The organism is Actinomadura sp. NPDC023710, from assembly GCF_040639875.1.
GTDB classification, from domain to species: Bacteria; Actinomycetota; Actinomycetes; order Streptosporangiales; family Streptosporangiaceae; genus Spirillospora; species Spirillospora citrea.
In genome coordinates, this window is the sequence record NZ_JBFAGB010000064.1 from 1 (window position 1) to 12,906 (window position 12,906).

The window sequence follows — 12,906 nt, forward strand, 5'->3', positions numbered from 1 at the left end:
GCCTCACCAGGGCATCGCTAACGCCCGCCCCTTGAAGCCGCTGCCTCCACCGATCACCGAACCGAACCAGATCACCCACCTGAACATCCGAAGAAAGCAACGTCTGGGCGGCATCCTCAACGAGTACGAACATGCGGCTTGACCTGCGCGGACGAGGTTTCCGGCAAGCACAGGGCTGCCGCGAGGTCGCCCGGACCATCGCCAACGCCACCTTCTCCGCCCGCCACACCGATCTGTGGGGCGAGGGCACGAGCTCGGTCGCCTCCGACTCCACCCACTTCTCGGCCTACGACCAGAACATCTTCACCGAATGGCATTCCCGCTACCGGCGGGCCAAGCGCGGCGTGTTGATCTACTGGACGGTGGAGACGTCCGGGGCGATGGCCGTGCACTCGCAGCTGATCGCCTGCTCGGCGTCGCAGGTGCACGCGATGGTCGAGGGGGCGATGCGGCACGGCACCGACATGGAGATCGAGCAGAACTTCGTCGACTCCCATGGCGCCACCTTCGTCGGGTTCGGCATCACCAGTCTGCTGGACTTCGACCTGGTCGCCCGGTTCAAGCAGATCAACATGATGAAGCTGTACGTGCCCGGCCGCCGGGGACGAGTTCTCCTACCCGCTGGTCGGGCCAGCGCTCACCAGGCCGATCCGGTGGGATGTCATCGAGCGTAACTACGACCTGATGATGAAGTACGCCACCGCCATCCGGCAGCGCACAGCGCGAGACCGAGTCCGGGCTGAACGTGGTGGAGAACTACAACGGCGTCAACGACTACATCCGCTTCGGCAAGGGCGGCGAGCTGGCCTCCAACCGCAAGGAGGAACAGGAGCTCGGCATGCTGTGCCTGCACATCCTGCAGAGCTGCCTCGGCTACATCAATACCTTGATGATGCAAGACACGCTCGCTTTGCCCGAATAACAGGACGTGCTCACCGACGCCGACCAGCGTGGCCTCACCCCGGTCTTCCACACCAACATGACCCCCTACGGGGAGATCCAGATCAACCTCGACAAGCGCCTGGCGCTATCGGCCATCGGCGGCTCCAGCCCACCGGCTGGGCCGTAATACGCAGAGTATTGACCGACCATCCCGCCGATCAGGCTGTTCTCAGGCTTCTTGTCGTCTGCCATAGCGCTGACCAGGGCGTTCATTCCCCTTCTTGCCGACAGACCGCCGTCCTGGTGTTTGTCAAGTCACAACGGACTTCCCACGGACGAAGATCTGACCTGCGGTTTCTCCCGGTCTCATATCGCCCAGCGCCGCGGGTGGTCCTGCCGGAGCCGGCCGGTGCCCAGTGGGCGGCACCGGTCGGCTCGGGCTCCTGGCTCAGGTCGCGCAGATGGCGAAGACCTGGATGGGTCCCCAGTCGGCCGTGATGGGTTCGGTCGCGACCGCGAGGGCCTGGGTCGCGGTGAGTTGGGTCTGCGGGAAGACCTGCTCCAGGCCGATGCCGCCCCCGGCGGTCGGATCGGTCGCCACGCCCGAGCCGCGCAGTCGCGTGCCTACGGGGCAGTTCGAAGTAAACGCCTTCCGCGAGGCGGTGGGACTGCCGGGGTTGGTCTCGACGTGAATCTGGTAGCCCGGCGGCCGCGGCGCGCAGATGGCGTAGGCGACCATCGACCAGGATTTGTCGTACCCGTCGACGTCCTCGCCGCCCACCGCGGTGAACCGATCCCCGGTCTGGCTGGGGGCCACCGTTCGCAGGTCGGCCTGGAAGCCCGCGTTGCGCACCAGGCCACCACCGCCGAGCGCCACGCTGCCCGGCGCGCAGACGGCGTCGGCCGACTGCACCGTGGCGGACCCGGCCGGGCCGCTGCCACCAGCCAGGTACAGACCCGGGATCGGGTCGGAACAGACCGCGTAAACATCCAGTTCCCAGTCGTCGGTCACCGCCGCGTCGACCTCCTTGGCGACGGCCACGTAGCCGTCGGGACCGTTGTTGTTGTGCACCGGCCGCAGCTCCACCAGCCGCACCCGGTTCGCGACCGACACCCCCGAGAACGGGATGTCCGAGCCGCCGCCCACCACCTGCATACCGGCCGGGCAGTCCACCTGGACCGACTTGCTCGACACGGAGTCGAAGTGCGATGTCGCGTTGGTCAGGACGAGACCGCCGGCAGCTCCGGCCGGTGCCGCGAGAAGGCTCCCGGCGCACACGGTGCCGATGGCGACGCAGGCGGCAAGGAGCGACCTGCAAAGCCGTGAGTTCTGGTAATTCATGTGCTGTTCCTCATGTGAGTGTTGCCGTGCTGGTCCCAGCGGTCGGTGTTGGTCTGTCGGAGCCAGGGCCTCGGTCGCTGGTCAACTCGTACTCCCGATTCCTCAGGTCAGGATGCGCAGAACGCGTAGCCGGTCGCGCTCCACGGGTCTGCGGGTGCGACGGGCCCGTCCCGGTTGGCGATCACTTGGACCCGCGCGGCCTGGCGAGCGAGAGTTTCCCCAGGTCAGAGGTAGGCTCTGAATACTCGGGACCCCCTCTGGGAGCGGGATCAACAGAGGAACCTGCCACAGACGGCGGGGATCACTGCGGTGACCGAGAGGGGGGAGGAGCCGTTGATCTGGACGCTGGTGGTGAGGTCGTGGTCGTTGCCGTCGGAGTGGAAGGTGAAGTCGCAGAAGGCGGTGGTGAAGGAGCATCCGCTGAAGGACGTGATGCCGGCGGGGACTGTCCAGGTGTAACCGGTGGACGGGCCGTTGGCCACGGCGTTGTGGATGCCGTAGGTCGAGGCGGCCCGGAAGGTGCCGCAGACGATCGGGCTGGGCCCGGACGTGGAGGGGTTGATCTGGCAGGTCGGCGGGGACGTCGCGGAAGCGGGACCGGCCAGCACCGCGGTGGAGGCCAGGGCGGCGAGGCCCAGGAGCGACAGGGAGATGATTCTTGACATGGAACGCTAACTCCTTCGATGAGGACAAACTCGGCTCACCTCATAGGCGTTCCAACCTGTTCCAACCCGTTCCAACCTGTTCCAACCTGTCCAGCTTGGCCGTCGAGTAGGTGGCGTGGACCACCACGGGAATCGCCGCCGAGACCTGCGCTCTCCTTGACGGCCGGCTCCGCTCCGCGGCCGCTGCGCCCGAACCGGCCGAACCCGATGGCGAAGCCCTCACTGTCAGACTGATGTGAGACATGAGATGAACGGGTCCTAGTGATGTGAAGCAGGGCAAGACAGGACGATCGAGATAGTGACGATGACCCTCGCTGACCAGGCCGCCATGACGGGGCAGGATGGTCGTGTGACCGAGCAGCAGCCCGAACGCGCGAAGCGGCGGACGTTCGCCAAGGCCTACAAGGTTCGGATCCTGGCTGCCTATGACGCTCTTCCCGAGGGCAGCCCCGAGCGTGGTGCGCTGCTGCGGTCGGAACGTCTGTACCACTCCCACATCGAGCACTGGCGCAAGCAGGCGGAGAACGGAACCCTGGCCGCAGGTTCGACCGGGCCGCGGCGAAGAGGACGAACCCGCAGCGCGGCACCAACGAAAACACCAACGGACTGCTGCGCCAGTACTTCCCCAAGGGTACCGACCTGAGCCGACACGACCAAGACGCACTCGACGCCGTCGCCGCCACTCTCAACAGCCGCCCACGCAAGAACCTGGACTGGAAGACTTCCGCCGAAGCCTTCAGTGAGCATCTATGCTCACCGAAAAGACGTGTTGCGACGACTCCTTGAACCCAAGTTCTACACCCCATTCCCAATCTTCAGGGACTCCGCGCCGCCAGCGCCGAGGCAGCAGCCCTCACTCAAGGCACCACCCGATGAACTTCGACACCGTGCAGGCCCTGTGGGCGCACCACATGAACGAGCCCTTCCCCGAAGGGCTGCGCTGGATTGATGCGCCCAGCGGAGAATCGGTTTCCGCGCTTGACGCCTACATCGCCGGCTGCGTCACCACCTACTTGTCCGGCCAAGGCAGGCTGGATTCCCGACGGCGGCAGATCCTCAACGACTGCGCGGCAGAACTCACCGCCGTTCTCCCCTTGGTGCTGAAAGTGACGCGCCCGTACGTCGCCCGGCTGATTCAGATCGCCGAGCTGGCCACCGACCAGACCTGAGCCTGCATCACACTCCGGTTCTCGTTCCTCCTGCTGTCTAGGGGAGACTGCGTCGATGTCGAATCCCCAGGGTCTTCGTACAGGTGCGGAGATCCGTGACTATCTCGTTGACCAGCTCAACCTGGCGCTGCGCCGACCCGGTATGTCCGGCGGTGAGGCGGCCATCCGCCTCGTCCTTGACCATCTCGAGTACGCCGAGCGCAGGGACGGGCCTGGGTTTCCTCGCTTGCTCGAAGAGCGTGGGGCTTGGACGCCCCTTGGCGTGACCGGTGCTTTCGCACTCGTGATCCCCGGCCGCTATGAATCAGGCATCGCATCGGTCTACGCCGAGTACTCCCGAGCACAGGGCTGGCTCAAGATCGACCGGACGCTCACCACAGCGGAGTACTCCTCCCTCGCAACCGAACACCGCCGATGGACGGCGCACGATCGAAGCCTGTCCGATGTTCTCGAGACCTTCGGTCCGCCCTCGATCCACTTCGGCGGAACCAATCCGCTCTACGGCAAAACCCTGAGCTACACGAGCGGGTCGCCTACCGACCCGATGATCTCCTTTCACCTCTGGAACGGCACCGAACCCGACGCCGAATCCAGCTGGCCACCCCTCTACAGCGAACCCGTCCTGCTCGCCGTCCGCTCCAGCGGCCAGTCGCTCGAAACGAGTTTCGCCTTCACCCCTGAGGGCATACGCCGCCGCCCTTCCTAACCGCCCGAGCAGCTTCTCTTTGATCAGGGAAGCTCGATATATGGGAGGCCGACCGCGGCAAGGCTCCGCACCAGTGCCGGCATCTACGTGCAGGTCACCGCGACAAAGCTGTGATGCGCCCATCATCAGCGGGTCCACAACCTCACTGTCGCCGACCTGCACACGTACGATGTGCTCGCCGGCTCAATGCCGGTGCTGGTGCACAACGACAACGAAGTTCCTGTGTGGGCTGCAAACGAGATTGCAGGATTAAGGCCGGGCAGGGGACCCTGCGCACGGTAAGCCCCACAGATCCTACTCAAAAGCTTTATCAAGGGCGCGAATCTGCGAGGCATGCGGCCAAGTGGGATCCTCACGCGGAGTCGGGTTTCCAGGGCTCGCCCGAATGGGAGGTTCCCGGGAAGTGCGATACGTATAGATCATGGGTCCGAACCGCTTTGAGGAGTATGGCTACACGGACCCGAAAGTCAAGTACCAGAATATCACCGTTGTTACCTGCTGATTCGACGTGTTCCCAGTGAAAGGTGGGCGACGCTGCCGGTGAAATATTTTGTCCGGTTCGAGGAAAGTGACACGTTCGTATTCGCTTCCGATCTGGAAGGGTTTTTTGCCGGGCGCTACAGCGCCAACGACTTCGGCGCATTGCTTGAAGCCGAGAACGCCCGGGTCGCCTTCAGGCTCGTGCGGCCGACCCTAGACGGGCCGATCGAGACGCTTAGGGGTGACATCGAGGTCCTTGTCCTCGACACCGAAAGTCGGCCCAGGGGGCGCTACCCGCTGTGGGGCGCCAAGCTAGTTCAGTAGTCGGGGATACGCCCAAATATCTAGTCGTCACGGCACAAACGGGGTTGCCTCCGCATGCCGTGGCCCGCAGGTTGTGGGACAGGTTCCGCGTTTCCCGGTCGCGGCGTGGTGAATGGCGCACGCTTCAGGTCGGAGCCCGTGAAGCGTGGCTAGAAGTAGCCGGTCTTAGGTGCGCCGAATCTGCTTCTAAGGGGGAGCATTCGGCTCCCCTCGAGAGCTCGTTATGGAGGGTGAAGAAATTAAGGATGTCGCGAGTTTATTCTGCGCGATTGGCGAGGCCTTGCCTGAATGTTCGAAGTGCTGAATCCGAGGCGACAGCTCGAATTCAGAATCCATCCTCTTGCAGGCCCTGCATGGGAGAGCGGCGCTGGTGCTCACCTCACCGCCGTACGGGTCGCACACCCGCGGGCACATCCGCTCCGGGCGCGACAACGGTGGCGGAAAGATCGACAAGCGTCATCACCGCTGCTCCACCGACCGCGGCAACCTCGCCCACCAGTCCCTGCCTGGACTCCTGGACGCCTTCGGCCACATCCCGGCCGGCAGCGTGCCCGCGAGCAAACATCGAGCAGACGGGGGGACGGAACGGGGCGAATCGGGCAGCAGGCAAACCGGGACGATCTCGCGTTTGCCCTGGTCAGGGGTGGTGGGTCGCGTGGGACTCGAACCCACAACCTACGGATTAAAAGTCCGAAGTTGTCGTATCAAGATGGTGTTCTGGGGGCCATTCTGTATCAGCTCGTCCCCATCGAGCCCGAATTTCGGGTTGGACAATGCCGTCGCATGCCGATCCGTTTCGGAACCGCCGAGCCGACAACGAGACGACATGGCCGCCAGCAACGGCAGCGGGGTTCGGACAAGGCTTGGCGAGGGGAAGCTGGAGCAAAGGTCAGCTTCCGGGAAGGGAAGAGAAGTTGGATGGTGCTGATGACGGTGGCTTTGTGGCGGCGAGAGGGACGGGAAGGACTCCAGCGTCGTTGAGGTCTCTTGTGTCGATCCGCGGACCCGTGCAGATATCCTCCAGGAGTCGTGCCTGTTCCGGGTGCAGAAGCACACATCCTGTCAAGACGGAGAGAAGGGCGAGGAACTCCAACGTGAAGTCCCGACTCCAGGTAGTTGGCATAATGTCGTCGAGTTCCGACGATCTGCGTTTGTTTCGGGGCCGGGTGGTCCGGTCGTTCAGCCAACGCCACACCACGCGCCGGCCAGAAATGGTGTAGTCGATGACTTCCTGCCGCACGGGTGCGAAGGATCCGCTGCCGACGTAAAGCGTTTGGGTATCGGGTTCATAGTGGAGGCGTTCGGAAAGCTGCTCGGGAAGTGATCTCACAGGAGCCAGACATTTGATGCTGAAGCGCTCGACGACGGCGCGCTCAGAGCGTCGGAGCGTCGTGGCGGGGTCAGTGACGCGGCTGCCGTAGGTGTGTAGCCAGAGGACCTCGTGGCCGATGGTCAATGCGTCTTTCCACAACGCCGGGTCCGCGGTGATCGGGACTCGGACGCCTGGCTGCCGCAACTCTTGCTTGAACCGGCGGGTGTATCCGGGATGTGCGGTCACAGCCGCGATGTAGGCCAGCACATCCGGCGCGGAGACGGAGAGCCCCAATAGGCTGCTGAGATGGTTGAGCAACTTGCCGGTCATGTTGGGAACGTTGCCTGCGGGGTCGCGCCAAAGGGGGCGCACCCCGCCGCCGCCCCAGCCGCAGAAGTGGTCGAGGTCCGGTATGAGTCCGGTGAACGTCAATGCCGGGCCGTCCTCGATCTGGTGGGCGTCTTGTTCGGAGAGATAAATCTGACGCTCGGATCGGACCTGCCAGAGTGGGGGACGGGCCATGACCAAGAGCCGGTTGTCGGGAATGATCCACTGTCGGTCGAATGAGCGGTAGGCCACTCGGATCGGCTCGGGACAGTCAGTGAACTCTTCTGCCAGCGGTCGAGCGGCTCGTGAAAACCCGGGGAGCGGCTTCACTTTGCTGTGCAAAGTTCGGTCCCGGCTTTCCCGAAAGAGTTCGCGGCGCTCACTTACCGGCGCCGCGATAAACGCACGCCACCGGTCTTGTAGCAGGTCGGCCGTGGGAGCGTAGACCCAGGTCCGGCCCGGGGTGATCCCCCTGGAGCGCCAAGGCATGAGATCGCCGAGTGAGGGAGAGGACGTCCATATCGGGTCGCCGGCTGGGAGGAAAGCGGCCTGCCAATCGGGGCTGCAGCGCTGCCAACGTGGATCTGTTGTCTTCAGCTTCTTCAACGCCGAGCGCTTCTCCTCGCTTGTTCCGGTCAACGCGATATACCAAACTTCGGCTGCTTCTCTCTCATCGGAACCGGCGGCGGCGTTAGCGAAAACGAGGATGCTGAGTTGCCGACCTACATCGGGCCCGAAGATGCGCGTGGACATCGGCGGACGGTTGCCCTCCGGGGTGAGTTCGATGACCCAGCCCACCTTGCATTTGCGTCGCAGATACTCACGCAGACCGCTGAAGGCTCGGCTTCTGGTCACGCTGGACGGGACGATGAAGGCGACTACGCCCGCCGGCATGCGCTGCTCGGCCTCGAACACCTTCCAGGCCGCCCAGCGCAGGAAGTACCAGGGCATGCCATGCAGGTCGGACTCGTAGCGGCCAAGACCCTCGGCTCTGAACTCGTCGATGGAGGGGCGCGCGGCGACGGACCGGGGCCTTGGCGTCCCCTGTCGTGGTTCTTCGATCCATGGGGCGCGGCCCTTCGCGTTCTCCACGTGGGGCGGATTGCCGATGACCACCATCACCGGAACCTTGAGCTTGATGTCGTTCGCCTCGTCGCGCGCTTCCTCCATCACCCGGTACGGGGCGCCAAGCTTCCGCTGCACTTGGCTCGGGTCGGCCAGCGCGTCGGTGAGAAAGCGTCGCGCCTTGGGGGGCGTCTCCACTCGGAACCGGGTCTTGAAGGACCCATGAATGCGAAGTTCGGCGACCGCATATGGGGCGACCTGGATCTCGAACCCGATGAGCCTTCTCGAGACCAGATCATGGACGAAGTCCTCACGTGTCCCAGGGCCGAGCCTGTCGCCGACACGGTCGGCAACGGCGCTGATGACCTCGACCAGAAAGGTCCCAGTTCCCATAGCGGGATCCACGATCACGACGTCCTCGTCGGCGAAACCCCAATCCTTGTCGAGATGTTCTTGCAGTACCTCGTCGACAAATCTGACTATATGGCGGGCGACATCGATGGGGGTGTAGTACGAACCGGTGTCCTTACGCAGCGCGGGGTCGTAGGTCGCGAGGAAGCGTTCGTACAGGTAGGCGTAGGCATCCGCCGGGTTGACGTCCAAATCATTGAGGTCGGCGACATCGATGACACGGCGCAGGGTCTCGATCGTGTCCAGTTCATCGTCCACGCCGGTGGTGAGCACGGAAAACGCCTGCCCCATCAGCAGGTGCCGCTTCCCGAGCTTCTGGGCAATCTCGTAATAACTCTCGCCCAGGAGGTCGATGCCGTCGACACGGGCTAGGAGCAGAGCGAACGTGATGGTCTGGGCGAACGCGTCAGCGAACCGCTCATTGTCGAGACCAGGGAAGAGCAGGTCCCGCCAGTCGTCGGCCAGCAATGCCAGCCGCATCTGCGACCGCTTCTTCAGCGGGTCGGTGATCGCAGCGTGGACCTCGTCCTTCAACAGGCCGCACAAGCCCCCGAGAATTCCCACCAGCGAGGTCAACGTTCGAGGGGACTCCGGCTCCCAGAGCAGGAACCGCCGAAGGACGCCGACCAGGTCGGCGACGGCAGGCGCCAAGGGGCGGCGCAGGTCGGAAATCGTGTTGGCGAGCCTGACAATCGGCGAAATCCGCTCGCCGTACGAGTACTGCGCCCACGTTACGCCGTCGGTATAGATCACGTTCGGGAGCGAGCAGAGCTTACTCCACTGTTCCTGGTCACCTCTCCCTGGACGCCACTCCGCCGCCCCAGGGACACCCTTGCCAGGCTTCTTCAACTCGACATAGCCGACTCGCACTTGCCCGATGTTCACGGCGTAGTCCGGCCGTGCACGGAGCGAGCCGAGCCTCACCTCACCATAGGGGATGGCGTCCACGCCGATAAATGTGCCGAGCTTCCGCAGGAGTATCTCCAGAGGGCCTCGTAGCTGGTCCTCCTCGGCTCCCCCCAGCCCGCGTTTCTGGGATACCGTCCGGCCGAACTCTGCCACGATCGCTTCTGCGGAGGCCCTGGCCTCGGGCTTGGAGGACCGTGCCACGCCCACCTCCAAAGAAGAGCGGCACCGCCCTCACCGTGAGCGCTGTTCCGGACTTCATCAAGTCGCTGAGTGGTCACACCTGCACTGTTGGCCACATCTGGCTCAGTCCGTTAGTACTCGGTACAGCTCACTCGTGGGGCCGGCCTCTCTAGCGGTGGACCGCCGAGCGTTCGTATGTCTCGGTGGCCCCTTGGTCAGCCGTGACGCTCGGTGTGATCGTCTGGATGCTCCTCCTCTGAATCATCAGGACTAGGAAGGGGATGGCACACAGGGAGGATCTGGTTGAGTAGATCGGCGGTGCTGCTGGTCGCCGCGCTCGCCGCCAGCAGTACCTCGGGGACCGCATGGTCGGCAAAAAGCGACAGTGCACCGACGACGATGCCGATGGCGACGGCGACCATCACGATCACCAGGGTGCGCAGGCCGTTTGGGCCGGTCGGAGAAAGTTCAGGTTGGTGCATGCCGCCTTCACCGTGTTCAGGACCCGGCGCCCGGATGGCACCGACTTGCTTCCAGGAAGCCACTCGCGGCGGGTGTTGCACCATGCCGCAACGACTGCGCATTGGGGTGTTGCGAAAGATGGCAACACCCGGCATCGAGGGAACGGAGTGGAGCGGCGGGGCCACAGCCGATCATGGAGGTATGACCGACATCGTGCCGCAGGACGCGGCTGATCCCCCCGCCCTGGGCGGGTTGAAAGGCCTGGATCCCACGCTCGGCCCAGAAGTACGGGCGTGGGTCAGGGAGCTCCGCACAGTCTGGGCACAGGTAGGGATGTCGCAGAACCGATTTGCCCGGACGTACCACCTCGATAAGGGCACTGTTTCGCGTTACCTAAGTGGCAGGCGCATTCCCGGTGACGACTCGTTCCTAGACCGGCTGCTAGCCATTAAGGCCGAGCAGGGCATGGACGTCTCTCCACAGGTCCGCGACCACCTGACTGGGCTGCAACTGGCGGCCCTCCAAGTCACCCATCCGCATGAGTACCGGGTGCGCCTTGTCCGCGACAAATTGCACGTCGCCGTGGTGGGCCAACGCGAAGCCGAACGCTACGCCGCGCACCTAGAAGGGCGACTCGCCGAACGTATCCGCCAGCACGATCGGCTGAAGGCTACTTGGGAGGCTGACCGCGCTGCCCTGCAAGCCGAACGAGACCACCTCGAAGCCGAGATCGGCAACCTCACCAGCCAACTGGATCACGCCCAACGCCGCGCCTCTGAGGCTGAACAACGCTGCCAAAAACTCGAAGAACTGCTCAACAGGCTGGAAACTTTCCAAAGCAGTTTTGACGATGTCCTTCCCATCGAGTCCCAGACCTACGTAAAACTGGAGGAGTCGGCGGCGCTGATCCGCACCTATGTGCAGTCCATCCCGGCACTGTTGCAGTCGGAGGGGTATGCGCGAGCGTTGATCCGCTTGGGCAACGCCAGGGCCGCCGAACACGAGATCGACCAGCGCGTGGAACAGCGCCTGCAACGTCAGGAACGCCTCACGGGCCCGGACGCACCGCGCCTGTGGGCCGTGGTGGACGAGGGGGCCCTGCGGCGCCCCATCGGCGGACCTGAGGTGATGCGCGGCCAGTTCGAGCATCTCATCGAGATGTCCAAGCTGCCCAACGTCACCATCCAGATCATGCCGTTCTGGTCCGGCATTGCAGCTGCCGAGGGCGGGGCCTTCACGGTCCTGCGTTTTCCCGTGCATGATGCGCCGGACGTGGTTTACGTCGAGAATCTTACCGGCGCAATGTACCTGGACAAGCGCGACGACGTCGACACCCACCTACAGGCGATGGAACGCCTGTGCGTCGACAGTGCGACCCCGGAGCGCACGGTAGATCTTCTCTGCGATCTTCTTCGGGAGGTATGACGTTCAACCAACGCCACACCACGCGTCGGCCAGAGATGGTGTAGTCGATGACTTCCTGCTGCACGGGTGTGAAGGCTTCGCCCCCGATGTAAAGCGTTTGGGTGTCGGGTTCATAGTGAGCCTTTTTAGCGTGTCTCGCGGAGTTGCAGGGTGTGGATGGCTTTGGCGAGGTGGTCGGGCGGGGTGGAGGCAGCAGCGTAGCTTCCCCACGATCGCCATGACTTGAGCTGGGCTTTCGCTCGTTCGCCGGGTCCGCGGATCTTGGCGTGTGCGCGGTTGGCGTCCTTTTGCGGCTCGGGCTTGTCGCGTCCCTTGTAGGGCGTGAGGATGTGCGCGCCGGCGCCCTGGTAGGCATTGTCGGCCAGCACGAGCAGCCCGGTGGCGGCCAGTGCCCGGACGACGCCCCAGATCCGGGCCGCGGTCAGGTCGTGGACCGAGCCGCGCAGCGGTCCCGGCACCCACAGCAGGGTACCGTCCGGTGCGGCGATGACCTGGAGGTTCATGCCGGGACGGCGGTGTTCCCCGAGTAGTAGGGCCGGTCGGCGGCGACCCGGTCGATCGAGACCAAGGTGCCGTCCAGCACCAGGTACGGCAGCCCGGCTTTGACCGCTTTGGCCAGCGCCGCGCCGAGTTTGGGCGATCGGGCGGCGAGCGGGTCGACGGACTCGTTGATGTAGCGCCATGCCGTGGTGGTGGAGACGGCGAATCCGGCGCCCAGTTCGGCGTAGGTATCGCCTTTGCGCAGGTAGACCAGGGTCATTTAGAGCCTGCATGCCCGGGGGCAAGCGCCGTCCTTTGCTGCCGAGGGCCTGGCGGTGGCGGCGGACGACACCAGTGGCGTAGGTCAGGGTCCGGCGCGATAACGGCGGCGAAGCACGGTACAAAAGCATGTGAGGCCTTTGGTGGGGACGGGGGTTGTGAGAGATCAACCGTCCTACCAGGGGCTTCTTGACGTCCGGCAAGGCCCACGCCGTCCGCGATCATGCTGTGATAAGCACGCACGAATCTGCCACTGAAAAAGGCTCACTGGAGCGCATCAGCGCTTCTAGATCGTTCACTATGGCATCGAAGCGCTCGTCGGCTCTCTGCTTACTACGTGAGGCGAGCTCGTCGCCGGTCATCGGCACCTCGTTCCACAGCTGCGTCTGACTCTAAGCGATGTTGCGGTCGTAGACAGTCACTACGTCAGCTTCATGCATCTGCACGGTGCTCGGGTGTGGATGGCGACGAACTAACGTCGTTTGTAG

General features: G+C 64.2%; 15 protein-coding genes and 1 pseudogene. 9 read left to right on the forward strand and 7 right to left on the reverse strand.

The annotated features are described in order from the left end of the window. Positions 1-131: 131 nt before the first annotated feature. From AB0H37_RS41785 to AB0H37_RS41795, 3 genes are all read left to right on the forward strand, one after another. Positions 132-674 (forward strand): Tn3 family transposase, encoded by a 543-nt coding sequence (locus AB0H37_RS41785; protein ID WP_360618187.1) that lies wholly within the window; start codon positions 132-134, stop codon positions 672-674. Positions 675-748: 74 nt separating this feature from the next. Beyond that, positions 749-922, forward strand: coding sequence for a Tn3 family transposase (locus tag AB0H37_RS41790; protein WP_360618188.1), 174 nt, complete (start codon positions 749-751; stop codon positions 920-922). A gap of 6 nt (positions 923-928) precedes the next feature. Next, positions 929-1,069: a hypothetical protein gene (locus tag AB0H37_RS41795; protein WP_360618190.1), complete on the forward strand. Its 141-nt coding sequence runs from the start codon at positions 929-931 to the stop codon at positions 1,067-1,069. 261 nt (positions 1,070-1,330) lie between these two features. Here the strand turns inward: AB0H37_RS41795 and AB0H37_RS41800 are convergent, their stop codons facing one another. Next, on the reverse strand, positions 1,331-2,224 hold the full coding sequence (locus AB0H37_RS41800; RefSeq protein WP_360618192.1) for a hypothetical protein: 894 nt from the start codon (positions 2,222-2,224) through the stop codon (positions 1,331-1,333). A 269-nt stretch (positions 2,225-2,493) separates the two neighbouring features. Continuing rightward, positions 2,494-2,889: a hypothetical protein gene (locus AB0H37_RS41805; RefSeq protein ID WP_360618193.1), complete on the reverse strand. Its 396-nt coding sequence runs from the start codon at positions 2,887-2,889 to the stop codon at positions 2,494-2,496. A 298-nt stretch (positions 2,890-3,187) separates the two neighbouring features. On the opposite strand from AB0H37_RS41805, the gene AB0H37_RS41810 reads away from it, so the two are divergent. The 5 genes and pseudogenes from AB0H37_RS41810 to AB0H37_RS41830 all read left to right on the forward strand — a co-directional run bounded on the left by AB0H37_RS41810 (position 3,188) and on the right by AB0H37_RS41830 (position 5,568). After that, complete coding sequence (locus AB0H37_RS41810; protein WP_360618195.1) at positions 3,188-3,532, forward strand: hypothetical protein; 345 nt, start codon at positions 3,188-3,190, stop codon at positions 3,530-3,532. Then, positions 3,460-3,675, forward strand: a pseudogene (locus AB0H37_RS41815) (IS30 family transposase); the annotation flags it as partial. The gene AB0H37_RS41810 and the pseudogene AB0H37_RS41815, both read left to right, overlap by 73 nt. Positions 3,676-3,761: 86 nt before the next feature. Continuing rightward, positions 3,762-4,058: a hypothetical protein gene (locus AB0H37_RS41820; RefSeq protein WP_360618196.1), complete on the forward strand. Its 297-nt coding sequence runs from the start codon at positions 3,762-3,764 to the stop codon at positions 4,056-4,058. Between the two features lie 55 nt (positions 4,059-4,113). Beyond that, positions 4,114-4,764, forward strand: coding sequence for a hypothetical protein (locus tag AB0H37_RS41825; protein ID WP_360618198.1), 651 nt, complete (start codon positions 4,114-4,116; stop codon positions 4,762-4,764). A 540-nt stretch (positions 4,765-5,304) separates the two neighbouring features. Then, entirely contained in the window at positions 5,305-5,568 is a 264-nt protein-coding gene (locus AB0H37_RS41830) for a hypothetical protein (protein WP_360618200.1), read from the forward strand. 889 nt (positions 5,569-6,457) lie between these two features. Here AB0H37_RS41830 and AB0H37_RS41835 read toward each other — a convergent pair. Continuing rightward, positions 6,458-9,745: a type ISP restriction/modification enzyme gene (locus AB0H37_RS41835; RefSeq protein ID WP_360618201.1), complete on the reverse strand. Its 3,288-nt coding sequence runs from the start codon at positions 9,743-9,745 to the stop codon at positions 6,458-6,460. A 242-nt stretch (positions 9,746-9,987) separates the two neighbouring features. After that, complete coding sequence (locus tag AB0H37_RS41840) at positions 9,988-10,254, reverse strand: hypothetical protein (protein WP_360618202.1); 267 nt, start codon at positions 10,252-10,254, stop codon at positions 9,988-9,990. A 181-nt stretch (positions 10,255-10,435) separates the two neighbouring features. On the opposite strand from AB0H37_RS41840, the gene AB0H37_RS41845 reads away from it, so the two are divergent. Next, positions 10,436-11,659 (forward strand): Scr1 family TA system antitoxin-like transcriptional regulator, encoded by a 1,224-nt coding sequence (locus tag AB0H37_RS41845; RefSeq protein WP_360618204.1) that lies wholly within the window; start codon positions 10,436-10,438, stop codon positions 11,657-11,659. Between the two features lie 125 nt (positions 11,660-11,784). On the opposite strand, the gene AB0H37_RS41850 is transcribed toward AB0H37_RS41845, so the two are convergent. From AB0H37_RS41850 to AB0H37_RS41860, 3 genes are all read right to left on the reverse strand, one after another. Next, the gene (locus tag AB0H37_RS41850; RefSeq protein WP_360618205.1) at positions 11,785-12,162 is read right to left on the reverse strand and encodes a transposase family protein; all 378 of its coding nucleotides are present in this window, start codon (positions 12,160-12,162) and stop codon (positions 11,785-11,787) included. Continuing rightward, positions 12,159-12,419, reverse strand: a complete 261-nt coding sequence (locus AB0H37_RS41855; RefSeq protein WP_360618206.1) for a transposase family protein — start codon at positions 12,417-12,419, stop codon at positions 12,159-12,161. Before AB0H37_RS41855 ends, AB0H37_RS41850 begins: the two co-directional genes overlap by 4 nt. A 220-nt stretch (positions 12,420-12,639) precedes the next feature. Continuing rightward, positions 12,640-12,780, reverse strand: a complete 141-nt coding sequence (locus AB0H37_RS41860) for a hypothetical protein (RefSeq protein WP_360618207.1) — start codon at positions 12,778-12,780, stop codon at positions 12,640-12,642. Positions 12,781-12,906 lie beyond the last annotated feature (126 nt).